Genomic DNA, 25,096 nt, shown 5'->3' on the forward strand with positions numbered 1-25,096 from the left:
AAGAACCGCTGTCCTTTGCCGGCCGCGGAGCGCGCAACCACGACGATCTTCTCAACTGTCTTCTCAACGGTGGGATTTGCGTCTGCGTCGCAGGAACATCATCGCTCCGCCTGCGGCGCACAGAACCGCGATCGCGGATGTTTCGGGGGCGACGGTGATCGAGGCTCCCTGGAACGTCGGCGTGATTCGATTTCCGCTGTTGTCGAAGGACTGATCGAAGGCACAAACTCGGTCGCGCCGTCAACGCGACGGTTAGCCGTTTGACGTGAGCTTGGCAGCCCTATGTCAAAGAGGACCAGGCGTAGCGGTACGGTGTTGGAAACGTCGATCACAATCACCTCCGCGTTCGCATTGGTTCGTTGCAGCAAAGTGTTGCACCGACGTCTCCATTTCGCCGGGCCGGCAACGATGTGCTTAGGCACCCGAGCACTTGCGTTGACAATCGATTCGAACTCCTACGCCCCAAAAAAAAAATCGCCCCGTGATGAACGGGGCGATTTTTCGGGTAGCGACGCGGACGGGACTCGAACCCGCAACCTCCGGATCGACAGTCCGGGGCTCTAACCAATTGAGCTACCGCGCCGAAGTTTGGTTCGCTGAATGTTGCGTTCCATCCTTCGTGGAGGCGGAATTATATCGACGGTCTCTCCCGCCGCAAGACCATCCTTCGGCTCATTCGCAGATCTTTCTTTAACCTTCTGGTTCGGATTATTTCTGCTGGTCGCATTTTGCCAAAAAAAGCATGCCCCCCGGGCCGTGGTTTTCCCCGCTCGGGGCGGAATTTTTCTCTCGACCTGTACCGGGGATCTAATTTTTGACGGTTGCTCCCCCGTTCTCTAGCCCTAGAAAATATCGCCATGTTTTTTGACTCCCCTCCGCCCCTGTTGGGTTCGGTCAGCGACTTGATCCGAGACGTCGGCAACGAATTGACTGCGTATTCCTCGCAAATGACGACCACCCACTGGGGAATTGTCGCCGGTTGCGCCGTCGCGTTCGGGTTTTTGTGCTTGAAGGGGACCGGAATAAACCGATAACTCCTTGGCAACGTAGTATCACCTGAGACCCCCGAGACATCTGCTGGGTCCGACCTTTGACCGGTTCGGTCGGCCCACCACCGGCGAAACCGCTTCGCACGGAGAACTGGAAATGCCACTTTTTGAAATCGAAACGAACTCCCACATCATCATCACGTGGGCGGAAGACGAAGACGCGGCGCGAAATGTTGTGCATGAGGCGTATCCGCACGACGAGCTGGTGCGGTTGACCAAACGTCCCCGCGATACCTGGGTGATCAGCAAAGGCGCCCTGGGTCTGACCAACACGACGCTCGACCCTTGCATGGTTGCCCGTGAATGTCTGAATCGATCCGCCGGCGACAAGGTCAACGCGATTCGGTTGTACCGCATGGAGACCGGTAGCGACCTCGATCAGGCCCGCAAGATGATCGAATCCAACATGGTCATGGGTTGGTAGTACCGCTCGACGAAGGGCTGTCCGATCCGTCGTGTGCTGATCCGAATGGCGTGTGGTCGAACGCCAATCCCCCCAGCCGACGCGCATTGTCCGATGCGACCTCAGCCGCCAATCGGGCCGCTTGCTGAATCGTCAGTCCGCGAACGTATCCGTGCAGGAACGCGCCGTGATACGTGTCTCCGCACCCGGTCGTGTCGATCGCCCGCTCGGGTGATATCGCTTGCTGGTGAAAACGAGCGCCGTCGCGGCCGACCAGAGAGCTGCCATCGGCCCCATCGGTGACGCCGACGAGTTCGCAGTCCAGGTCCTGAATCAAAAACTCGGCCAGTTCCATCGAACTCTTTGGCGAGTCGGATCGACGTTGCCGCTGATAATGCGACTGGGCAAATTGCCGGGCCACGATCGCGATGTCGGCCGTCGCCAGCAGCGGCAGAATTTCCTGGCGGTAGCGGTACGCGCCGCCGTCAAACGAGACTTTCGCGCCCGAGGCGTTGGCGACCTCGATCGCCCGCCGACACACCTCGGGGTGACGTCCGTTGAGATGCAGCAGTTTGGCGCCGGAAATCAGGGCTTCGATTTGCGGCGTCCACTGGAGTCGGTTGCAAGCCGAGCCGGGTGAGAACACGATCGTCCGCTCGGCCGCCTGGGTTTCCGACCAAATCGAGGCGAGCGAACTGGAGTGGCCGGTTTGGCGGACGACGCACCGCGTGTCGACGGCTTCACGCGTCAACACGTCCAGAATTCGCGTTGCCGCCGCGTCGTCTCCGAGCGAATCGATCATTGCCGTTGCTGAACCCAAGCGTGCCGCGGTGGCCACCGCGACCGTGATGCCGCCGCCGATTCCTTCGACGTGTCGTTTGGCCCGCACGACCGTTCCCCGCTCGGGCAACACGTCGACCAACATGACGCTGTCCCAAACGGACACGCCGATGCCGACGATGTCCGGCTGCTGGTTCATCCTTGGTCGATCGGTTCTTTGGCGCCGCTGGCGACGGACGCGGACGCGGCCAAGCACATCGCGACGGACCAACGACCGTCTTGGGCCGTGCAGTGCAACGGTCGACCGTTCTGAATCGCCTCGGCCACCCGCACGATCTGGTCCTCCAGCTCGAACAATTCCCCGGTAGGCTTCTCGATCGGCACGTCGACGACTTCGTTGCCGTCGAAGGCGCGCAGTTTAAACGTCGGGTGCCGTGTCCGATCCATCGCGCCGCTCCAGGAGGCCCACAAGGCGCCTTTGCTGCCGGTGACTTTGGCGGTTTGGTGGTGCTCGAATGCGCTGAGTGTCTGGGAAACGACCGCGTAGGCATCACCGGAAAAGTGCATGATCGCACTGAAGTTGTCTTGCAATTCGGGCCGCGACGGATCGCGAGAGTTGGCCGTCGCGTAGACCGATTGGGGCGATCCGGCCGGTTCCAGGTACCAGCGTGCGAGATCGAAGAAGTGAATCGGTTCTTCCAAAATCCAGTTGCCGACGCGGTTGATGTCGTAACGCCATCCGCCGGCGCCCTGGCGATAGGGGTTTCTGGATAGTTCGACCAGACAGTACTGCGGCGTGCCGATGAACCCGTCGTCGATCATCTCCTTGACCTTGCCCCACATCGACGACAAACGCAGTTCGTGTCCGACGCACAACAACCGATCGTGCTGTTCGGCCGACGCGATCATCGAGTCACATTGCGGCAAATCGATTCCCATCGGTTTTTCCAGCAGCAGGTGCTTGCCGGATTGCAGCACCGCCGTGGCGACTTCGTGGTGCAAGTAACTGGGCACGACGACATCGATGACATCCAGGTCTTCGCGGGCGAGCAATGCGTGGTAGTCGGTCGTGACAAACGCGTCCGGGTAGGCGCTTGCGGCGTCCGCAGCCGTCGCCTCGCTGTGCGCCGCAACCCCGACCAGTTGGGCGTTGTGAGCTTTGGTAATCGCATCGGCGTGGTGTTTTCCCCAGGCGCCGAAACCGATCAATCCGTATCGAACCAAATTCATTGTGAGCTTATCGAGGGAAGGTAGCGTGTTGGAAGGAAGGGCGAACATGGAAGCGATCGCCAGGGTATCAGACGCCGTTGATTTCGTAACCCGAGCGATAGTCGCGTGACATCAGCCCGACGGCTTCGTCATCGCCGGAAATCTGTTCCGTTTTAGCGTCCCAGTGGAGTGTTCGCCCCAATCGCAGCGAGATGTTGGCCAGATGACACGTGGTCAACACACGGTGGTGGGTGGCGATGTCCGAGATCGGCTGCTCGCGCGACTTCAGACAATCGACGAAGTTCTGCATGTGGGACGTCGGTTGTTTGCCGTGGTAGAGCGACGTGACTGCATCGTCATCCAGCGGTCGATCGTCCAGTTGGCTGACCGGGGTTCCTTCCAGTGTTCCGCGATTGACGAAGAAACGTCCCCGGTCGCCTTCAAACGTGATGCCGTTACGCGAGGAATCGATCAGCATTTCGATTCCGCCGGGGAAGTTGGCGGTCACCGAAAACTCGATCGGCGTGTTGTAGGTGTCGCTGCGGGTCGGCATGCCGGATCGCAGGGGTTGATTCATCGTGGCGGTTCCGCCGATTGAGATCGGGCCGCCGTTTTCTTGCCCGATCGCCCACTGCGCGATGTCGACGTGATGGGCGCCCCAATCACACAGTTGTCCGCCGGCGTATTCAAACCACCAGCGAAACGTGCGATGAGTCCGCTGGGGGATGTACTCGGTCAACGGTGCGGGGCCGAGCCAACGCTCCCAATTGAGAGACGGTGGTGGCGTGGCGGTCGCGAACGGGCCGCCTTTCCATCCGGCGCCGAGCCCGATGTGGATGCGCCGCAGGTTTCCGACGCGGCCGCTGCGTACCATCGCGATCGCCTTCAAAAACCGCTGGTCGTATTCGCTGCGCTGCTGCGTTCCGACCTGGAACACGCGGCCGGTTTCCGCCGCGACCGCGCGCAGCCATTGGCCTTCTTGGATCGTGACCGCGACGGGTTTTTCACAGTACACGTCCTTGCCCGCCCGCATCGCTTCGATGGCGATTTTCGCGTGCCAATGATCCGGCGTCGCGATCAACACCGCTTCGATCGACGGATCATCCAGAACACGCCGGTAATCGTCCACGATTGTCGCTTTGCCGCCGCAGATCTTTTGATTTGCAAACTCGGCCGCGACCGTGTCGAGTTCGCAGATCACGGGGATGTCGGCAAGTCGGGCGGCCTGGCTGCCGATCGCGATACCGCGACCTTGGCGTTTGGTGTCTGGTTGCCAACCGGCCCCGATCAATCCGAATATCGGGCGATCGCTCTTGGCCGCCGTCGCGTCACCACAGCGATAGGCAACGGTGGAGGCGGCGAGACCGGAGACGCATCTCGCCAAAAACGTACGTCGTGTCGTTGACATGGTGGGGATACGGTCAGAAGGAGGGGGGAGATGGAATTCGAACGCCGGGGGAGTGACGGCGAGTCGGAGACGACAGTGTAACATCGGACAGGCACACAGGCTGGTCGTCATACGCTAAGCTGATGCGAAAGTCGACTTGATTCTGCTCCCACCTCTCCCTCCCCTTCCTTCCCGACATCGGTATCCATGACTCCTTTACAAGGCATGCGTCGCGCGTCGATCGACGGCCAGCGAAACGAAGGCGATTCGTTATTTCCCTTGGCATACAGTTGTGACCAAGACACGGTCACGTTGGACCAGTTCACCGGCTGGGTGTCCGAAAGTCGTGATGATCTGTTGGCACTGGCCAGTCAGCACGGCGCGTTGGCGTTCCGTGGGTTTCCTACGCCGACGGTGGAAGACTTTGACGCGTTTATCCAAGCATTGAATCTCGACAACTTTCCGTACGCCAAGTCGCTGTCCAACGCGGTGCGAATCAACCGGACGCCGCGGGTATTTTCCGCTAACGAAGCCCCGCCGGACGTCAAGATTTTTTTTCATCACGAGATGGCGCAGACCCCGTTGTACCCGAAGTACATTCTGTTTTACTGCGAGATCGCACCGCAGTCCGGTGGCGCGACGCCGCTTTGCCGAAGCGATATCTTGTATGCGAAGTTGGCCGAGCAGTGTCCGGAGTTTGCCGCCAAGTGTGAATCGACGGGGTTGCGTTACACGAATGTGATGCCGGGAATCGACGACGCCCAGTCGGGGATGGGACGCAGCTGGCACAGCACATTGGGTGTGAAGACGAAGGCGGAAGCCGAAGCTCGGCTGGGCGAGTTGGGCTACAGTTTCCAGTGGCTGGCCGACGATTGCTTAAGAGCGACGACGCCCCAGTTGCCGGCGGTGATGGAAACGTCGCCCGGAAAGAAAACGTTTTTCAATCAATTGATCGCCGCCTATTGCGGGTGGAAGGACGAACGCAACGATCCGTCCGATGCGATCCGTCATGGCGACGGCACCAAGCTTGATCCGGAAGCAGTCAAGGTGGCGGTCGAATTGGCCGAACAGCTTGCCTATGACCATCAATGGCAGGCCGGTGACATTGTGTTGTTGGACAACACCGTCGCCATGCACGCACGGCGACCGTTCACGGGAACACGCAAGGTGCTCGCGTCACTGGCGGAAATGCGAACCCATGCTTTTGACGCGGTGGGTTAATCGACATGGATGACGACAATCCGAATCCCTACCAGCCCGCGAAAGCAGAAACGTCCGGGCCTGAGATTCATTTTGATCCGGGGGACAGTTCGTCGGGTCGCTGGTACAGCGGCGTCACGCGTTACCAGTGGCTGATCTTGATCATCGCCTGCGCGGGCTGGGTGTTCGACGTCTATGAAGGTCAGATTTTCAACATCACCCGCAGCGACATGCTGTTGGAAGTGCTGGACGGTGATGAGGCCGCGGCCAAGGCGTGGGGCGACAATTTTCTGGCGATCTTCTTAGCCGGCGGGACCATCGGCGGCTTGCTGTTCGGATCGTTGGCCGATCGGCTGGGCCGGCGACCGATCATGATCGCCACGATCTTGATGTATTCGCTGTTCTCAGGGCTGACGTACTTCGCCAACGACATCTACGTGATCGGCGTGTTGCGTTTTTTGGTGGCCCTCGGGATCGGCGGCGAATGGGCCGTGGCGGCAAGTTTGGTGGCCGAGGTGTTTCCCAAAAAGGCCCGCGCCCAGGCGGCGGGGATTTTTCATGCGTCCAGTATTCTGGGGACGTGGTTGGCCGCGCTGTCGGGAATTCTGGTCGGATCGAACTGGCGCTATGCCTACCTGCTCGGCGTGCTGCCCGCGTTGTTGATCGTGTGGGTGCGGGCGAGTGTGAAAGAGCCGGAGCGATGGCAGGCGACGCGGAACAGTGCATTGGGGCAGAAATCAGGCAGTTTTGCGGATCTGCTACTCAACCCCAAATGGAACGGGCTGGCGATCCGCGGCATGCTGTTGGCCGCAGTCGGATTGGGCACGTTTTGGTCGGTCACGGTCGCCGGGCAGGATCTGGTCCGGGCGTTGTTGTTGTCGATTGGAACGGATCCCGAGACCGCGGGCGCGAAAAGCAAGTTCGCGTATGGCATCGTCCAGGCGGCCGGTGGCGGTGTGGGATTGTTGTCGTTCGGCCCGCTGTGTGCGCGGTTCGGACGCAAGCCGACGTTCATCGCCTATCACGTTCTGGCGTTGTTGATCGTTCCCGTGGTCTGCTTCGTGCCGCAAACGTACACCCAGATGTTGTTCATTTTGCCGGTGTTCGGTTTTCTGACCTTGGGAATGCACTCGGGCTATGCGATTTACTTCCCCGAATTGTTTCCGACCCACATTCGAGCGACCGGGGCGAGCTTTTGTTTCAACGGCGGACGTTTATTGGCGGTTCCGGTGCTGTTGTTTTCGGGATGGCTGAAGGGGCGTGACGACGTTGCGATCCAGAATGCGGTCTGGTGGTTGTCGGCGTTGTTCATCGTCGGCATTGTCGTGATGCTGACGCTGCCAGAGACGAAGCAGCGGGACTTGGTCGAGGACGGAGGATGATTGACGACCCGAGCGTCTTTCTTTACATCGGCGTGATCGCGCTGGCGGCCGGGTTTGTGCACAGCGCGATTGGATTCGGATTCGGCATGGTTGCGGTGACGTTGTTGCCGTTGTTTGTTGAAGTCCGCCAGTCGCACGTGGTCATTTCCACGGCCAGTGTCCCGGTCTTGATGATGGCCGCCTGGGCGTACCGCGACGGAGCGGATTGGTCGGCGCTGTGGCGGGCACTTGTTGGGGCGGCGGTCGGCATGCCGCTGGGGTTGTTGGCATTCGAGTGGGTTTCGCCAGATTGGTTGATCCGAGGCACGGGGCTGGCGATTTTGTTGATGGTCGCGATCAGTATTCGCAACCGGCGGAGGGCAAAATCAGAAATTCCGGCGCGAGCCGGGTCGTCATGGATCGCCGGCGCTTTGGGCGGCTTTCTGGCCGGTGCGGTCACGATCGCCGGGCCGCCGGTCGCCGCGTACGCGTTGTCACAGCCCTGGGAACAATCTCGATTCAAAGCGTTCCTGAATCAATTTCTCTGCGCCGTCGCGTCGTACAAGGTTGCCGGGCTGGCGGTGCGGGGGTTCATCGATCAGGAGACGTTGGTGCAATCGGCGGCTCTTGCGCCGATGGCGATCGTCGGCATCCAAGTCGGGGCGATGTTCAGCCGTCGTCTTTCGACGCGGCGTTTTCAAACCTTTGTCGCGATCGCGCTGGTCGCGGTGGCGATCTACTTCGTCGTCCGCGGGGCCCGTGAATAACGACGACGTCGTTTCAGCCAATGTAGAACCGCTGTCCTCAGCTGTTCTGCGTTGGCCGCGCAGCGGGCAACTGTGAGATCCTCTCAGCCGGGACGGCTGAGGGGGGAACAGTTGAGGACAACGGTTCTACACTGCCAATGTAGAACCGCTGTCTTCAGCTGTTCTGCGTTGTCCGCGCAGCGGTCAACTGTGAGATCCTCTCAGCCGGGACGGCTGAGGGGGGAACAGTTGAGGACAACGGTTCTACACTGCCAATGTAACCGCTGTCCTCAGCTGTTCTGCGTTGTCCGCGCAGCGGGCACCGGACATTCCACCGCCACCTCGTGTTGGCATCGCCTCGCAGTGGAACTGAATCCACAGCACGCTGCCCTCCAAGAGCTCTTCAAAGGAGGGGCGTGGGTTGCCCCGGAGATTGCGGCGTTTCCAAAACTCATGATAATTCAGACTTCACTAGTCACCGACTGGCAGTAACGATTGACTCAAGAGGAAGCAAATGGAAGGCGTCGTAGCCGTAGGCGGATTTGTGTTGTTCGTTGTTGTTTTCGTGCCGTTTATGTTTCGGCTGAAACGAAAGTATATTTACAAAGCGATCGCGAAGTACAACGAGCAAAATGGAACCAACGTCGAGATCGAGAAGTCAGGGATGCCACCGCTGAAGTACTGGTTCAAGAATCGGAAGGGTGACTGTTGGGCTCTCGTCGTGTTCCCCGATGGGACACGCAAATGGGCGCGCCTCCGCGGGGGCCTCTTTTCCGGCAGTGAGCCGCTCACCTTTTTGGATGTCTAGACGTCCTCGTTGATCCCCAGCCGAGCGGCACCATGCACGTGTTTGTGATGCGGAGTTGGGAATTTGGCGACGAACTCGATCTGGGAGTTTCTCTGCAGATTCGCTTTACGTTGCTTGCCGTCAAGGAAGGACACTTTTCCGGCGATGTCGACGTCTGTAATCCCAACCAAGATTTTCGCATTGAAATCGCGGATGCGATGGTGCGACGAAACGAACCGACCGAATAGGCCGCCGGGCTAGGGGATCCAGTGCAGGTAGTCGCGGAGGATGGACCAGCGTGGTTCGTTTTCGCCGTTGGTTTTGCCCAGCACCCAGTGGTTGTAATACTCTTGGGCGGTGCCGTCTTTCTGCCGCAGACCGACCCAGTATTCCACGAAATCTCGCATCTGAGCGTCGCGGTTTCCGACGGCGTAAAACAGCGGCAGGCTGGCGTTGAGTTCGTTGGGGATCACGACTTCGAATCGGGGGTACATCAATGTGAACGCGGAGCCGCTTTCGGCACTGATCAACAAGGCATCCAGGTCGGGGTGCTTGTCGTTGAAATAATCGCGATTGTCGGCGATTTCAACGAGCGTGGCGTCGGGCAAGGCGGCTTCGATGCGGTTGACGAAGCCACGGCTGAGGTCGGCAAATCCGATTTGTAGATCGTCCAGGGCCAAGATGCGTTTGCGTGTTCGAAAGTGGCTGGATCGATAGTCTCGTGTGACTAAGGCCAAGTGCACGTCCATGTAGCTTTCGGTGTGGGCCATCGCTTGGGCGCGTTCCAGCGTTCCCACCAGACCCGACATGACGAGATCGAAGTGGTCGGCATTGAGTTGATCGACCAGCGTGGCGCGATCAAATCGGACCAGTTCCAGCGTGACACCCAGGTCGCGGGCCAACGAGTGGGCCATTTCGATGTCATAGCCGACCAGGGCGCGGCGATTGTTGAAGTAGGCGAACGGCAGATTGTCTTCGTTATAGCCTACGCGGATCACACCGCGGCGACGAATCCGTTGCAGCAGCGATTCACCCTCGCGACGCGGTTCGGGATTGGGAAGGGGCTGTTTGATGACGACGCTTTGAACCGGTTTTTCGAGCAACTGCATGCGTTCAATGACGTCGTATTTGTTGTCGGCCATCGAGATCACACGATACAGAACCAGTCGCACGCCGACCAACAGGATGCCTCCGAAGATGCAGACCATTGCGATGTACTTGAGGATCGCCAACAGATTGAATCGGAGCAGTCGATTGAAGCCGAAGATCGAGATCAACGTCAGCACACACAGGTGCATCGCGCCGACGGCGTCCCCGAGTCGCTCCCCATAAACTCCCGAGACCAGGAACAGCTGGAACATGTCGTGGGGAAGCTGCATTTGATCCAGCAGAAACGGGATGGCGACGATCGGGCCGCCGAAAAACGAAAACAAGCCCGACGCCAGAAAGGTCGGGTAGTCCGACGGCTTGATCGGCGCCCCCAAAAACCAGGCCGCAAAGGGAATGAACAGCATGCTCAAGAGCTTGCCGACGTGGGGGAACGGATAGGCCGTGCCGTACAGCAGGTCGATCGCGGGTGATTCGTCGTTGCCATCGATCCGCACTTGGGATTGAAACAGCCGTTCGGTGTTCTCGATCAGCATCGGCAGGACGATGATCAGTTTGCCGGTTGCAAACGCGGTCAGCATCGGTTCTTTGACGACGAACAGCACTTGGCGATAGCTCAACGGTGTCAAGGTCGTCACCAACAGCGGCAGGACGATGAACCCCAGAAAAGCCGCGCCGGCGGTGTAGGCGACCAGGTAGGCTTGCAGACGCCCGACATCGGCCAGCGAAACCGTTCCCGCCGTGCTGGCCGCGATCGCAAAGATGCCGATCGGAGCCAATCGTGTGACAAACTTGCTGACACTCAGCAACACGTCGGCGACGACATGAAGTTGGTCCAACACGATCCCGCGATTACGCGACCGGGAAAGCGCCAGACCGCAGCAGATTCCGAACAACACCACGGCCGGAACCTGGTTGTTGGTCAGCGATTCAAAAATGTTGGCCGGGATGAAATAGGACAGCACGTCCAGCGGTTCGGGATCTTTGATCATCGCGGTGCTGAAGAATGATCCGGAACTCCACGCCGGAAACACCGATGGCAACACCCAGACCACGGCCAGGCAGCTGGCCCACAGACCCAGCAGCACCGTGCCACCGATCCGCGCCAATCGTCGACTATTCCGCAGCCGCAGCCGACCCAAGCTGACGACCAGGGTGACCAAGATGTACGGCAAGATCGTCATCCGCAGCAGACCCACGAACGCTTCGCCGATGATCGCCAATGGGGCGCAGAGTTCGCCGGCAAACAAGCCGGCAAAAACTCCCAGCGCGAGTGCGATCAGAATCTGGGTCGACAGATCCACCCGGCGGACGAATTTCGCGTACAAGCCATTGACCGGCCGCCGCCCAGGTGCCATCCGGCGCATGGACTCTGTCTGATCCGACTGCTCCGGCATGGCAAGATAAAAAGGGTCAAGAACGGCGGTGAGAACGCAAAGCTATCGACAACCGTTATACCGGAAGATCGGTCGTGAACGTCACCGCATTCCGGTCAAGATTGATCGCGATGTTGCGACGGTGAGGCCTGCGGCTCGTTTTGAGGCGGCTCGTTTCGGGACGGCTGGAAATCGCTGCTGCGTCGTTTCTGCTCAGCCAATCGGGCCCGGTCCTCAGCCCGGCGATTTTGGCCTTCCAAGTGGTCGGTCCAGCGACGCCGTCCGTGCGAGTGCGTGGGTCCGGGGGCGATCAAGAAGACGGTTCCCAGTCCGAAGATCAGGCCGGCCATCATCGACCCGAAGGTCATCGTTGTCGTGCCCGGGCCGACCGGTTTGTCAGAGACCTGCGGCGGACCGAGCGCGGCGACCAGGTTGGTGGACAGTGCCGCCGACCGGCTGGCACGTGCATCGACCAACCGCTGTTCCGCTTCGGCCAACTGTTCGGAACGTTGTGTGAGTTCGGAATCGATTTCCGAATACATGGTCCTAGCCTCGGCAAGCATCTGCAGTTTGCTGGACAGTTCCTTGACTTTCTGTGTCAAACGTTCCACCTGGGCGACTTGCAGTTCCAGCATGGGCTGCATCGAGGCGATGACGGCGTTGGTTTCTTGGATGATGCGTTCGCGAATCTCGCGTTCGGTCGCGATCGCCGCTTTGCGTTTCGGGTTTTGCAGCGTGTACACGCCCGACAATTGGCTGGCACGCAGTTGGGCGTCGATCAATCCGTCTTTCAGCCGTTGAAGCGAGGGTTGGCTGTTGAGCAGATCGCCGCCGCTGATCAACAGTTTGTTGGGGTCTTCTGCCCCGGCGACCAGCAAGGCGTGCAGCGATTGAAGTTTCTCAAGTTCCAGTTCTGCCGTCTGCAGTTGTTCTTTGGTCGTCGCGAGCGATCGGCGGTAGCCGCTGTCGCCGGCGTAGGTGTCGTTCAAGTTGCGTAGTTCGCCCAGGTCGGCCCCGAATCGAACTTCGATCTCGCGCATGCGGTCGGACACTTCGTCCAAGTTCTTCTTGGCCAGATCGCGTGCGTGCGTCAATTCGACGATCACGCTGTCAGCACGAACGCGACGCACATCGCGCAGGTGCTTGGTCAACGAATCGAACATGGCGTGGCAAAACCGGACGGCGCGGTCGGGCGATTCCGACTTGACTTCCAAATACACGACTTCGGTGTTCCCGAATTCGGCACCTTGGGGAGCGAGGATGTTGACGCAGGAAGAACTGGCGCCGTCGATCGCGGCCAGTGGCGGCCAATTTTCGTCCAGGCCACCGTCCGGCGACCCGATCTCTCGCAATGCCGCCGCAACCACTTCGCGGTTCTGTGCCATTTCGAGAATGGTTTCCTGGGCGGCTTTCAGTTCCGTCTGGCTGGCGAATCGGCCCAACCGGTCGACCGCCCGAGTCGCTTCGTCTCTGACGACCAGCGGCTGGCGCGCCGCATAGATGTCGGACGAAAGGAACGAATAGGAGACCCCGATCAGGCCAAAGACCAGGACGGCACCGATCCAAAGTGGGGCAAACAGCACCAGGACGTTTCGAATGTGTTTCCAGGGGATCGGCGCAGCGGACATGGCATGCTTTTCGAAGGGTGGGCGGAAATCTCTCCCAACCCTAGGAGCGCTTTAATTCGGCGCGATCCCGTTGTCTGTTTCCTCGCGATCGGTCGCGGCGGATCAAAGCGGCCGATAGTGGTTGTTCGGAAATTGACGGTTGTCGAACGCGGTGCTTGAATTCCAAGCGTGTTGATCACGGGGGCGATTCGCGATCCGACCCGACGAATGCTTGCTCGGCAATTCATGGGGCCATGCGCATCAAGTTTAGAAAAAAAACTCCCTGGCAGAGGTCGTGCGGTGTTTAACCTCTGAAATTACGGGAGTCTACGACTTCACCCTCCCTCTGGGAGGGGCGCGGAGGAGTGAGCGACGACGCGGGGAGGGTTCGCTGTGGCTCGAAAGCACTTAAGCACCACCAATCGACCTCCCCTCGCTGCGCTCGACCCTCCTGCCAGGAGGGTTAATTTGCGAAACCGCACGACCTCTTCCAGGGAGGGGTAATTTGAAAAATGGAATCAATTTTCTTACCTCCAAAATCTTCCTACCCCCTCCCCAGTGCCAACGCGTCCCTGCATGTCGCAGGGGATCAGCAGAGGGATGGCAGAATGATTCGGGGCAGAATGATGAAATGCCCCTCGCGGCGGTGGGGATTCGCTCGCTGGGGCATTTCGAGAGAGACGTAGCGTGTCCCGATAACTAGGCGACCGGAGTCGGTTCGTAGGGGATGTCTTCGATCAGATCCATCGGCAGCGGTTTGACTTCGACACCGGCGGCGGTGCAGATCGCATCGATCGCCTCTTGGGCTTCCTTGACCGTGTTTTCGCGAGTTTGGCCCTTGTAGCGGGTCGGCGAGGCGGAGGGACTGATCGGCCCATCGAATCCGCTGGTGATCAGGTGTTTGACGACGTTGACGTGGTTCAACCCACCTTCGGCGGTCGGCAGAACACAGTCCACGCGGGTGGCTTTGGCGGGATCGGCGTCCTCGGCCAGCGATCCCAGACGGACGGCGACGATTTCCGAGCCCTGAATTTCGCTCAACTGATCCAAACCGCCATCACCGACGGCCCAGTCCCAGGTGTCGACGATGTAGCCGACGTTGGGGTTGCCGACCGCTTTGACGATCGCGATCAAGCCTTCGACGTTGCGGACAAAATCGAACTCTTTGGATTCCGGGAGCTCTTTGGTCGCATTGAAACCGACACCCAGGCGGATTCCCTTGGCCGACAACACCTCGGCGACTTGAGCCAAACGGTTTTGTTGGGTCGTGAAGTACTCGTGGTACGGCAGGCGATCGGTTGCGGCCGGCAGCGTGATGTAGGCTCGTTTGGCTTCCAGGTCGGCGGCCAGATCGGTCAGGGGATGCAATGCACCGACTTGGCTGGTGAAGGCGTCGTCGTCGGCGTCCAGGTTGATTTCCAATTGGAATCCGCCGATCTGTTCCAGTCGGCCCATGCCTTCGCCCATCGCGGCTTTCAAGAATTTGGCGGCGTCATCGGCCGTGGTCCGCTGCGAGCGACGCAGGATCTCGTACATGTCGATGTCCATCGACGCGAACCCATAGGTCAACGCCAGTTCGATCAGTTCGCTTTGGCGTCCGTTAATTCCAAGAGACTTGGGCGAGAAATTCTTGAGCATTCGTGATCCTGTCAATGGTTTGCCGATGACGTTCGTTCCCCGGGGACCAGCGACGCGTCGGCAATCTCATGACGCCGTAGGGTGGTCACCGTGGGTGGTCTGGCAGCCTGAAAAAAAGAGTGGTGAAAGTGACTGGTTTGCGACTTGGGCCGCGTAGTATCGCAGAATCACCCCAAATCAGCCAAGGGGCGTTTCACGTCGTAATTTGCGAGATTTCTGGTGGAAACCATTCAATTCCGTGCCGCAATCTGTTTTAATGGGACGGTATCGGGTCGCTAAGGCTCGATTCCCACCCCCTAGCGCGTAGTGAAACACCCACCTAGCTACGCCGGCGACCCGATTCAGTTTTCTCCGCATTCAGATCCAATTGCGATCGGTCCCCTCCGCAGTCCGGCCACGACACGGGTAGGCACTCGATTTCCAATGGATCGGTTTACGCCGAGGTATCCTCCCACGCCGAATCATGCGTTCATGATTCGAAACGGTTGGGCAGGATCTGAAACTGGTCCCACACCCTGATTAGCGTCATTTATGAAGAGCTTTCAAGCGATTTCTGCCGCGCGTCGCTCCGGCGTGCGGCCGTCCTTCGGGCGATTCAAGCCGTCTGGTGCGGCCGGTCTCATTTGGCTGGGGAGTTTTCTGATCGGGTTGGTTGCCCCATGGTCGAACGGATCGGCGGCTGAATCGTCCGCTGATGCGTTGGCACGCGGCAAACAGATCTATGCCGAGCAGTGTTTGTCCTGTCACGGCGAAGGCGGCCGGGGCGGAACGGATGGCTACTCGGACGCGTTGGTCGGCGATGCCTCGATCGGCGAGCTATCGGACATCATCTCGGACACGATGCCGGAGGAAGACCCCGAAGCATGCGTCGGCGAAGATGCGAAGGCCGTTGCGGAATTCATCTACGAATCGTTCTACAGCGAAGCGGCCCAGCTGCGCAATCGGCCGGCCAAGCAGCAGTTTTCGCGGCTCACCGGGACACAATTGCAACAGAGTTTGGCGGATCTGTACCAGCACTTTTTCGGATCGCCGTTTCGAGTCGAGAAGCGGGGGCTGAGTGCGTCCTATTTCAACAGCGGCCGCTGGGACAAAAAGCATCTGAAAGTCGAACGCATCGACCCGGTCTTGGACTTTGACTTCGGCCGTGAGGCGCCGGTCGAGGGAGTGACGCCGGAAGAGTTTTACATCAACTGGTCCGGTTCGCTGCAGGTCGAACATTCGGGGCGGTACGAAATCGTCGTGCAGTCGACGTGTTCAATGAAAGTCCGATTCGGCCATCACCAGAGCGTGCTGATCGACAACCATGTCCAGTCCGAGGGAAAGACGGAGTTTCGCCGGACGTTGAATTTGATCGGCGGGCGGCAATACGCGATTCAAATCGATTTCACCCAACGAAAACGAAAGACGGAACAACCGCCGGCAAGATTTGCGTTGCGTTGGGTTCCGCCGGGCGGGACGGAAACGGTGATTCCCACCGAGTACTTGTTGCCGTCGACGTTGCCCAGCGGTTTCGCCTTGCAAACCAAGTTGCCGCCGGATGATCGCAGTTACGGTTACGATCGGGGAACGCGGGTCGATCGCCAGTGGGAAGACGCGATCACGGCCGCGGCGTTGGAGTTTGGCAACATCGCCGGAAAAGAATTGTGGCCGCAATACAAACGCAAACACCGCAAGGATTCTGACGAAAACCGCGGCCGGTTGCGTGGGTTTCTGGAGGAACTGGCATCGGTGGCCTTTCGCGGGGCGATCGACGAAGAAACAAAACGGTTGTACGTGGACGCCCAGGTGGACGCGGTCGAAGACGATCAGATGGCGATCGCACGCGCGTGTTTGATGATCATCAAATCGCCGCGGTTCTTGTACCCGACGTTGGATGAAAGAGCCCCGGTCAGCCGGCGTGTGGCGAATCGGTTGGCGTTGACGCTGTACGATTCATTGCCCTCGGATGCCTGGTTGCAAGATCAAGCCGACAAGGGAAATTTTGCCGTCGATCCGAAAGCCGATCCGAAAACGGCCCGGCAGCAAGCCGAACAGCGTGTCCGTCAAGCCGCGCTGCGAATGTCCGATGATCCACGGCTGCACGGCAAAGCGATGGAGATGTTCTTCGATTGGCTGGACGTCGACCCGGCGGCCGAAGTGTCCAAGGACCCCGAGAAATACGCCGGGTTCGATGCCGCGTTGTTGCTGGATTTGCGTCGCTCCTTGGAGTTGGCGATCAGCGACGTGTTCTGGTCTGATTCGAGTGACTATCGACAATTGTTTCTGCGTGATTGGAATTGGACCAACGGGCGCCTGGCCGAATTTTACGGCGACGGTTGGCAACCCGAATCAGAGACGCAAGACAACCGAATGGTCCGCAGCAGACCGGCCCAGGGAAAGTCGTTCGGCGTGCTGACCCATCCGCTGGTCATGGGGCACCTGAGCTACTACGACACGACGTCGCCGATCCATCGCGGCGTGTTCCTGATTCGACGTGTCCTGGGCCGTACACTGCGGCCGCCCAATGAGGCCTTCACGCCGATCAATCCCGAGCTGCATCCGGATTTGACGACGCGACAGCGGGTGGAGCTTCAAACCGGCGAGGTGAAGTGTCAGGTTTGTCACCAAAAGATCAACGCGCTCGGTTTTCCGCTGGAAAACTTTGATGCGGTCGGCCGTTATCGTGAGACCGAAAAAGGCAATCCGATCGATGCCTCCGGCGGTTACGTGACGCGGGACGGTCGGCAGGTGGAGTTTGCCTCGCCGGCCGACTTGGCACGCTTTTTGGCAGAAAACGACGACGCCCACCGCGCGTTTGTCGAACGCGTGTTCGAACATTTTGCAAAACAACCGCTCGCCGCCTACGGTGAAGGGGTTGCCGATGAATTAGTGAGACGATTTCGCGAGAACGAATTCCAGATGCGCCGCCTGATTGTCGAGATCGCGGTTGTGGTTGCGACAGAAGAGTTCAATAAGGAGAGCTTCAATGAATCGACGTGAGTTTCTTGCACAGTTGGGTGTCAGTTCTGCCGCAGCGAGCCTGCTGATGGGGCTTCCCAGTCTTTCGTCGGGTGCCGATGCGTCGGCGCGGCGAAAACGATTGGTGTTCGTCTTCAGCCCCAACGGTGTGATCCCGAAACACTTTTGGCCCGATTCGGCCGGCAAGGATTACGACCTGAAACGTATCCTGGCACCGCTGGGTGAGTTCAAAGACCAGATGCTGACCGTCAAAGGGATCTGCAACCGGATCCAAGGTGACGGCGACGGCCACATGCGCGGGATCGGATGTCTGTTGACCGGGATCGAATTGTTCCCCGGCGATATCCAGGGCGGAAGCGACACGCCGGCGGGATGGTCGATGGGGATCTCGGTCGACCAGCACATTAAGAATCGCTTGCAAGCCGATGCGGCGACGCGAACACGATTCGGGTCGTTGGAATTCGGGGTGATGGTGCCCGACCGCGCCGACACCTGGACCCGAATGTCTTACGCCGGCCCCAACCAACCCGTCGCGCCGATCAGCGATCCCTACCAGATGTTTGACAAGCTGTACGGACAAACCAAGAACCGTCAGATGCTTGCCAGCGTTCTGGACGACTTGGCCGGCGATTTCAAACGTGTCGGCAAGGCGCTCAGCAGCGAAGACCGTCACTTGCTGGATCTTCACCTGGATCTGGTCCGCAGTGTTGAAAAGGACCTGAAGACGGAGTTTGCCGCCGCGACCAAGAATGATTCCGCCGGACATGCCGTCCCCAAGCTGCCTCCGAACATCGAAGAGCAGAATGACAACATGCCCCAGATCACGCAGATGCAAACCGAATTGTTGGTCAACAGTTTCGTCGCCGATTTTGCCCGCGTGGCGAGTTTCCAAATCACCAACAGCGTCGGGCAACCGCGGATGAAGTGGTTGGATATCAACGAAGGGCACCACGGGTTGTCGCATGAACCCGACAGCAACGAAGAAGCCTATGAGAAACTGATTCGGATCAACACTTGGTATGCCGAACAGGTTGCGTACATGGCCAAACGAATGAAGGAAACGCCGGATCCGTCCGGTCATGGATCGCTGTTGGACAACACCACGATCATCTGGACCAACGAACTGGGGAAGGGTAACTCGCACACCCGCAACGACATCCCGTTCGTGATGGTCGGCGGCGGATTGGATTTCCAATTCGGCCAGGCGTACGACTTTGGCAAGGTCGCCCACAACCGCTTGCTGCTCAGTCTGCTCGAGGGCATGGGAATGCCCGAGGAAACGTTCGGCAATCCGGATTTCTGTGGCGAGGGCGCTTTGTCCGGGCTGATGGCCTAGCAGGAAAGCGGCACTTTGGCGTAGCTACGCTCGATGCGAGCGTGGAAAACCCCGGGGATCCACCTTCTGGCGAAGGTAGCTACGTTCGACTGGCGATTTACGGTGTTTCTTGAGCAAAGTGGCGCTGTCCAGCTAGTGTTCCGCCGCAGCGTGATCTTTTGGTCGTGGACGATTCGACGAGTCGATTCGGATTGCCGGCTGCAAGGACTTCTCGCGTCGTCCACGACCGTTAGTAGACACCATCGGTGGCGGCTGTCCGCCAGCGAAATGCCCGGAAAGTGTGCCCAGACCGCACTGTGTGGCGGCGGGGTTGTCCGTGCCCCGAGAATAAACGGACATCTGAAGGAAAGATGAGTAGTTTCCACTCGACGAGTGTGGGCGCGCGTATTACCCTTTCCACCAGCGAGGGCAACCCGTTGCCACCGTTAGCGTTCAGGTGGTTTTGCCCCAACCCCCTGAACGCGTTTTTTTTGCGCCGATCACTGTGTCGGCGGCTGCAGCTGCTTCGCGTACCAGACCACCTTGGCGTTGCTTTGACGAGCGACCAAGGCGTCGAACAGGGCGGTCGCCGCATCGCGGCGCAGCGGTGTTAAGTCCGACACGTCTTCAAACGCCACGCGGTCGACCTTCTTTTCGTGCACCAAGACCAGGTGGTAGCCGAGCGGGCTGAGGACCGGCTGCGTCACCGACCCTGTTTCGGTTTCACGAATCGCTTTCATGACCGCTGCGGGCAGATCGCCGGGGCCCGAGACCCAGCCGATGCCGCCGCCACGAGCGGCTGTCGCCCCTTCGCTTTCGTGGACCGCAAGCTCGGCGAATTTTGTCTTCAGCGATTCCGCCGAACCCGACGCCTGTTGCAGTTGTGAGGTGATGTCGCGGATTCGTTGTTCGGCGATGGCTTGGGAATCGCGGCTCTGTTTGTCCACGGCGATGAACAGATGCGAGACGTTCCAACGGGCCGAGGAATAGTTTTCGTGATGGAGTTCGTAATAGCGTCTTAAATTGGCATCGGTCATCTTGCTTTTTAGATAACGTCGCCAAGCCGAGTCCCAATCATGTGATTGACGAACGCTGCGCTGATCCGATCGGAACGGATTGCAATAGTCGTCCAGGCTCAAACCCTTGCGGCGCAATGCGGCCAAGAATTCTTCCCAGTCACGGTCAAGCAACACCTGCAAGTCCGCCCCACCTTGCTGGCGAAGTGTTTTGAGGGCCAAGTGCTGGCGGACCAGCAGCGCGCTCGACGCCCGCTGGACATCCAAGTTGACATCCGAAAGGTCTTTCACCTTCAGTTTGGACGAGAGTAAGTAATTGAGTTCGCCTAGAAAGATTGGGGCACCATCAATCGCGGCGATCGGGTCGGAAGGCCGCAGGGACTCTTGCGCGGCGCTCCGCGACGTCGGCAGCACCAGGACCAGGACGGCGGTAGCGGCAACCAGCGATGTAGCGAAACGCGACGCATTCATGGGAGCAGGATGTCTTGCAGGACGAAATCGACTTCGTTGCGAACGACGCTGGTCGGAGATTCATACACCAGTTTCGCGCCTTCAAGGTTTTCGATTTCGAACAGGTACCCCATGCCGACGCCGGATTCGGTTTGGCGATACAGTTCGTAGCCCAGGTTTTCCACACGATTGTCTTGGGCATCCAGGACATAGACCGGGTTTTGAAAGATCCATTGACGGTGGCTTTCCAGTGCCCGGTCGGCGTCCTTCAGTTCGACCGAGAAGCGGACTTCGTAGAGTCCCCCGTTGCGTGCGACACGTTCCAATTTGACGGTCATGGCGTCGACGGTTTGATCGGCGCCGACGTCGGACAGCGGCAGTTCGAACGAGTGGCGTTTGCCGGGCAACAGCGATTGGATCGTTCCACGCAGCGAATCGATCTTGATCGGTGTTTCGGTCGGCAATTCCAGCGGCAGATAAAACTCGCTGAACGCCAATTCGCTGTTGGCGGCGATGTCGATGGTGTTTTCGGTTGTTTGCGGTTTCAGCATTTGCCCGTCGTCCAGATTGCCCGACAGCTGTGCGACGGGGATGGTCAGCCCGATCGGTGTCATGCCGGGTTGCCAGGTGATCTCCATGGACAGATTCAATCCGCTTTGTCCGGGTTGATTGAAAACACGTCGGGCGCTGATCGCGGTCGGCTCGATTCGATAAACGCCACTGTAGGCGGCCGAGTCGACGCGGGATTGGCGATTCTCCTGGCGTGGGACCAATTGCAAGGTTTCGCGATCGCCGCCGTAGTGATTGATGTCCAGCTGGGTTTGGTCCAGCACCAGGTCGACGGCGTGCCAGAACGATAGCGGGGCGTTGGAACATTGGATCGGCAGCGACTCATCGGCGGCGTGTTCGAATTCGATCCGGCTTTCACGACTGATCGCCTCCAAGGCCTCGCCGAGGGTTTTGGCGTCGCCCAGCCGAATCCGAATCGCCTTGGCTTGCGTTTTCGTCTTCAACGTCATCAGCACCGCTTTGACGCGTGAAAGTCGCTCGCTGGCTTCGATCGAAAACTCGGGGCGTGCTTCGGGTAGGAAGGGCAAGGCATCGGCGCCGGCTTCGATCAACGCTTTTTCGGCCGCCCTGCGATCGCTGGCCTTGCGCGCGTCCAGCTGATCGACCCAATCGAGCACATCGTCTTTGGAAACCGTGGCAGCATCGGCCGAGTCATCGGTGATTTCGTCGACAGCGGTTTCGTCGACAGCGGTTTCGTCGACAGCGGTTTCGTCGACAGCGGTTTCGTCGACAGCGGTTTCGTCGACAGCGGTTTGTCCGCCGGCGTCGGGGATGCCGGGGATCGCAACGGTGACCAGCGCCGCCAAGGCCGCGGCGGTAGCGCGGCGACGCAGTGTCGCCGGAAAAATCGTTTCGACCGTTCGATTCATCTGTTCTCCACGACGGGTTCCGGCCCGGAACGAAGGCGTTTTTGAGCTAGGGTTGGAAGGCTCCATGTTACCAGAGCTCGCCGAACCCTGCTTCACAACACGTCGAATCACGCCGCCAAGATGAATCGAACCCTCGCGCGCCACCAAGCCTTCTCGTCATGCATTGAAAGATTCACGGCAAAACGGACTGCCGCAATGTCGCTCCTGTTGGGCTTGGCCGCCACCGTTGTTTCACCGGCCAAAGACTGCCCTGCCGCCGCGCCGGGATTGATCGAGTTCACCCGGGGCAGCGACGCGTTGTTGGGAATCCCGATCATGGACTTTCCCTCCGAACTGATCGTGCTGGCACGCGACGGACAACTTCATACGTTGACGGGAAAAGCGAAAGAGAGCATCCGCACGCTTGACGCCGCGTACCAACCCGCGACGACGATGGAGATGAAGGTGTCGTTGCAAAAGGAGTATGGGCGTGAGTTCGAGGTTGTCAGTACACAGCATTTTCTGGTGGTCCAGCCCCGCGGTCGCGGTCAGCGCTGGCCCGAGCTGTTCGAGCGGTCTCACCGTGCCTTCATCGCCTACATGTCGCGCCGCGGCGTCAAGATTCGCCGTGGGCGGTTTCCGATGGTGGCGGTGGTGATGCCCGATTCGGCGGCGATGTATTCGGAACTGGAACGCATGAACGTCGACGTCAAACGCGTGGCGGGGATCTATGCCCGAGAGAGCAATCGTGTGATCACGCACGACGGCGGCCATTTGCGTTTCATCGCCGACACGGTCCGGCACGAGGCGGCTCACCAATCGGCGTACAACTACAACGTGCACAGCCGAATCGTGATCACGCCGCGGTGGGTCACCGAAGGCATCGGCCAGATGTTCGAACCCGAGGCGATGGTGCGTGGCCAATCGGGGCTGCACACCCGCGACCGTGCCAACCAAGGCAGTTTGCAACAAATTCGCGTGCGTTACGACGGCGGTCGATCGCCGGAATTTGCCGATGCGGTTCGCGATCTGGTGGGCGCCAATGCAATGTTCAACAACCCCCAGACCACCGGCGACGCGTACGCGGTTGCCTGGGCGATGATGTTCTATTTGGCCGAGCGTGAACCGGATCAATTTGCGGCGGTTTTGTCGGGGACGTCGTCGCGGGGGACCTATCAGCCCTATGATCGGCTGGCCCGGCTGAATGACTTCGAGCGCTGGGTGGGAACCGACATTGACCAGTTCGCCAAAAAAGTCTCGTGGTTTCTCAAGTCGCTCTAGTCGTCCCGGTCAGCGTGGTGTTCGCGTCGTCCACTACGACTTACCCGGAGATTTAGGCGGGACGAAGCGTTTGGGGGTTGTTTCAAAACCGGCTCGGTCGGCGTAAACTAGCCCGTTGGGACGCATTGGGCGTCCGGTTCGTTTACGCCCGCCCGGGACCCTGCACTGATGATGACGCCGCGATATCTGGTCCCCTTTGACACCCGTCATGCGGTTCACAGATTCACCGATGTCTTGATCATCGGCGGCGGACTGGCGGGATTGAGGGCGGCCAACGCGGTCGATTCGCACCAACGCGTGCTGGTGGTCACCAAGGATGTGCTGCGTGAATCCAACAGCACGTATGCCCAAGGCGGGATCGCCAGCGTGCTGGATCCCGAGGACCGCTTCGAAAACCATATCCGCGACACGCTGGTCGCCGGTGCAAACCTGTGCGACGCCGATGTCGTCAACATGGTTGTCCGCGAGGGGCCGGGGCGGATCGAGGAACTGGTTCGCTGGGGGACCCAGTTTGATCTGGAAGAAGGCGAATTGGAACTCGGTCGCGAAGGCGGCCATTCGCACGAGCGGATCGTCCACGCCCAGGGCGATGCGACCGGTGCGGAGATCATGCGGGCGGTGATCCAACGGACGCGTTCGCTGAAGAACGTCCGCATCTTGGAAAACACCTTCACCATCGACTTGCTGACCCACGGCGGCCAGTGTCGCGGCGCGATCGTTTCGGAAAATGGCAGCCCGCCGATGATGGTTTGGGCCAAGGAAACCATCTTGTGCACCGGTGGGGCGGGCCAGATCTTTCGTGAATCGACCAACCCGCCGGTCGCCACCGCCGATGGGTCCTCGTTGGCCTATCGCGCGGGCGTTCAACTGAGCGATATGGAATTCATGCAGTTCCATCCCACGGTGCTGTACATCGCCGGCTCGTCGCGATCATTGATCACCGAAGCGATCCGGGGCGAAGGTGCCCACTTGGTCGATTCCAACGGCCACCGATTCATGCCCGACTATGACGAGCGGGCCGAGTTGGCCCCGCGGGACGTCGTCAGCCAATCGATCATTCGACAGATGCAGGCGACCTCACATCCTTGTGTGTACCTGGACCTGTCGCACCTGGACGGACGGCACGTCGTGTCCCGCTTTCCCGGCATCGCCGAACTCTGCGGCAAGTTCGGATTGGACATCACCAGTGATCGAATCCCGGTGCGTCCCGGTGCACACTATATGCTCGGCGGTGTCACGGTGGACCGGCAAGGACGCACCAGTTTGCCGGGGTTGTGGGCGGCCGGCGAAGTCACCAGCAGCGGATTGCACGGAGCGAATCGACTGGCCAGCAACAGTTTGTTGGAAGGCCTCGTCTACGGCGCCGCGGCCGGCGGGGCCGCGTCCAGGTCGGCCAGCGAGGGGAATCATGAGATGCGGGCGATGGAGATTCGCCATCCCGCCACCTCGCCCACCGAATCATTTGACATCGATGACGTGCGGATTTCGCTGAAAAGTTTGATGGGACGTTTGGTCGGGGTCGAACGCGACGGTGAAGGGTTGCAAAAAGCGGCCGACACGATTCGCTCGTTTGCCGCCTATGCGATGAACCATCAATTCGAAGACGAAGCGGGTTGGGAATTGCAGAATCTGCTGACGACTGCCGCCATCATGGTTTCCTCGGCCCTGGTGCGGACCGAATCACGCGGCGTGCATTTCCGCAGCGATCATCCGGCGAAAAACGATGACCAGTGGCGACGCCATCTGACGGTCCAAATCAACGTCGACGGCGGCTATCCCCAACGCGGCCCGCTGCTGGAACCCGATTCCGTCCCGACCGCCAGGTGAGTGCGGCGGGGGCATCGGCGCGCAGCTGAGATTAACCCTCCCTGGCAGGGAGGGTCGAGCGCAGCGAGGGGAGGGTCGGTTCGTGGTGTTTAAGTGCTTTTGAGCCACAGGCAACCCTCCCCGCGTCGTCGCAGACTCCTCCGCGACCCTCCCAGAGGGAGGGGGATGGGCGTAAACGTCT

19 protein-coding genes and 1 tRNA gene are annotated in these 25,096 nt (G+C 59.6%); 11 read left to right on the forward strand and 9 right to left on the reverse strand.

The genetic code is table 11. The features are described 5' to 3' along the window. Positions 1-509 precede the first annotated feature (509 nt). Positions 510-583 (reverse strand) — tRNA-Asp (locus H1B37_RS19240). 274 nt (positions 584-857) lie between these two features. Between H1B37_RS19240 and H1B37_RS19245 the strand changes: the two genes are divergently transcribed. Then, the gene (locus H1B37_RS19245) at positions 858-1,034 is read left to right on the forward strand and encodes a hypothetical protein (protein WP_182868287.1); all 177 of its coding nucleotides are present in this window, start codon (positions 858-860) and stop codon (positions 1,032-1,034) included. Positions 1,035-1,146: 112 nt separating this feature from the next. Then, complete coding sequence (locus H1B37_RS19250) at positions 1,147-1,473, forward strand: DUF6793 family protein (protein WP_147868446.1); 327 nt, start codon at positions 1,147-1,149, stop codon at positions 1,471-1,473. Here the strand turns inward: H1B37_RS19250 and H1B37_RS19255 are convergent. The 3 genes from H1B37_RS19255 to H1B37_RS19265 form a co-directional block, all read right to left on the reverse strand. Next, the gene (locus H1B37_RS19255) at positions 1,460-2,431 is read right to left on the reverse strand and encodes a carbohydrate kinase family protein (RefSeq protein ID WP_182868288.1); all 972 of its coding nucleotides are present in this window, start codon (positions 2,429-2,431) and stop codon (positions 1,460-1,462) included. The genes H1B37_RS19250 and H1B37_RS19255 overlap by 14 nt on opposite strands. Next, positions 2,428-3,462, reverse strand: a complete 1,035-nt coding sequence (locus H1B37_RS19260) for a Gfo/Idh/MocA family protein (protein ID WP_182868289.1) — start codon at positions 3,460-3,462, stop codon at positions 2,428-2,430. The genes H1B37_RS19255 and H1B37_RS19260 overlap by 4 nt, the downstream gene beginning before the upstream one ends. 67 nt (positions 3,463-3,529) lie before the next feature. Next, on the reverse strand, positions 3,530-4,849 hold the full coding sequence (locus H1B37_RS19265) for a Gfo/Idh/MocA family protein (protein ID WP_182868290.1): 1,320 nt from the start codon (positions 4,847-4,849) through the stop codon (positions 3,530-3,532). Between the two features lie 186 nt (positions 4,850-5,035). Here H1B37_RS19265 and H1B37_RS19270 point away from each other — a divergent pair, with 186 nt between their 5' ends. The 5 genes from H1B37_RS19270 to H1B37_RS19290 all read left to right on the forward strand — a co-directional run bounded on the left by H1B37_RS19270 (position 5,036) and on the right by H1B37_RS19290 (position 9,170). Further along, positions 5,036-6,049 carry a TauD/TfdA family dioxygenase gene (locus H1B37_RS19270; protein ID WP_182868291.1) on the forward strand — a complete coding sequence of 338 codons (1,014 nt, stop codon included), beginning with the start codon at positions 5,036-5,038 and terminating at the stop codon, positions 6,047-6,049. Between the two features lie 5 nt (positions 6,050-6,054). Further along, positions 6,055-7,410, forward strand: coding sequence for an MFS transporter (locus tag H1B37_RS19275; RefSeq protein WP_182868292.1), 1,356 nt, complete (start codon positions 6,055-6,057; stop codon positions 7,408-7,410). Continuing rightward, a complete protein-coding gene (locus H1B37_RS19280) occupies positions 7,407-8,156 on the forward strand; it encodes a sulfite exporter TauE/SafE family protein (RefSeq protein ID WP_182868293.1) in 750 nt (249 codons plus the stop codon). Before H1B37_RS19275 ends, H1B37_RS19280 begins: the two co-directional genes overlap by 4 nt. Positions 8,157-8,649: 493 nt before the next feature. Further along, positions 8,650-8,943, forward strand: coding sequence for a hypothetical protein (locus H1B37_RS19285; protein ID WP_182868294.1), 294 nt, complete (start codon positions 8,650-8,652; stop codon positions 8,941-8,943). Between the two features lie 32 nt (positions 8,944-8,975). Further along, complete coding sequence (locus H1B37_RS19290; RefSeq protein WP_182868295.1) at positions 8,976-9,170, forward strand: hypothetical protein; 195 nt, start codon at positions 8,976-8,978, stop codon at positions 9,168-9,170. A 9-nt stretch (positions 9,171-9,179) separates the two neighbouring features. Here H1B37_RS19290 and H1B37_RS19295 read toward each other — a convergent pair whose 3' ends face one another. From H1B37_RS19295 to H1B37_RS19305, 3 genes are all read right to left on the reverse strand, one after another. Continuing rightward, positions 9,180-11,387 (reverse strand): cation:dicarboxylate symporter family transporter, encoded by a 2,208-nt coding sequence (locus H1B37_RS19295; RefSeq protein WP_182868296.1) that lies wholly within the window; start codon positions 11,385-11,387, stop codon positions 9,180-9,182. Between the two features lie 134 nt (positions 11,388-11,521). Then, positions 11,522-13,033, reverse strand: coding sequence for a GumC domain-containing protein (locus tag H1B37_RS19300; RefSeq protein ID WP_182868297.1), 1,512 nt, complete (start codon positions 13,031-13,033; stop codon positions 11,522-11,524). A 678-nt stretch (positions 13,034-13,711) separates the two neighbouring features. After that, entirely contained in the window at positions 13,712-14,650 is a 939-nt protein-coding gene (locus H1B37_RS19305; RefSeq protein ID WP_182868298.1) for a TIM barrel protein, read from the reverse strand. A gap of 531 nt (positions 14,651-15,181) precedes the next feature. Between H1B37_RS19305 and H1B37_RS19310 the strand changes: the two genes are divergently transcribed. After that, the gene (locus tag H1B37_RS19310; RefSeq protein ID WP_182868299.1) at positions 15,182-17,629 is read left to right on the forward strand and encodes a DUF1588 domain-containing protein; all 2,448 of its coding nucleotides are present in this window, start codon (positions 15,182-15,184) and stop codon (positions 17,627-17,629) included. After that, entirely contained in the window at positions 17,616-18,944 is a 1,329-nt protein-coding gene (locus H1B37_RS19315) for a DUF1552 domain-containing protein (RefSeq protein ID WP_182868300.1), read from the forward strand. Before H1B37_RS19310 ends, H1B37_RS19315 begins: the two co-directional genes overlap by 14 nt. A 479-nt stretch (positions 18,945-19,423) precedes the next feature. Here H1B37_RS19315 and H1B37_RS19320 read toward each other — a convergent pair whose 3' ends face one another. After that, a complete protein-coding gene (locus H1B37_RS19320; protein ID WP_182868301.1) occupies positions 19,424-20,410 on the reverse strand; it encodes a peptidylprolyl isomerase in 987 nt (328 codons plus the stop codon). Next, on the reverse strand, positions 20,407-21,828 hold the full coding sequence (locus H1B37_RS19325) for a hypothetical protein (protein WP_220498270.1): 1,422 nt from the start codon (positions 21,826-21,828) through the stop codon (positions 20,407-20,409). Before H1B37_RS19325 ends, H1B37_RS19320 begins: the two co-directional genes overlap by 4 nt. 195 nt (positions 21,829-22,023) lie before the next feature. Between H1B37_RS19325 and H1B37_RS19330 the strand changes: the two genes are divergently transcribed. Together H1B37_RS19330 and nadB are read left to right on the forward strand one after the other, a co-directional pair. Further along, the gene (locus H1B37_RS19330) at positions 22,024-23,088 is read left to right on the forward strand and encodes a DUF1570 domain-containing protein (protein ID WP_182868302.1); all 1,065 of its coding nucleotides are present in this window, start codon (positions 22,024-22,026) and stop codon (positions 23,086-23,088) included. Between the two features lie 168 nt (positions 23,089-23,256). Beyond that, positions 23,257-24,915 carry an L-aspartate oxidase gene (gene nadB, locus H1B37_RS19335; RefSeq protein WP_182868303.1) on the forward strand — a complete coding sequence of 553 codons (1,659 nt, stop codon included), beginning with the start codon at positions 23,257-23,259 and terminating at the stop codon, positions 24,913-24,915. Positions 24,916-25,096: the final 181 nt, after the last annotated feature.

Source organism: Stieleria mannarensis, assembly GCF_014154935.1.
GTDB classification, from domain to species: Bacteria; Planctomycetota; Planctomycetia; order Pirellulales; family Pirellulaceae; genus Stieleria; species Stieleria mannarensis.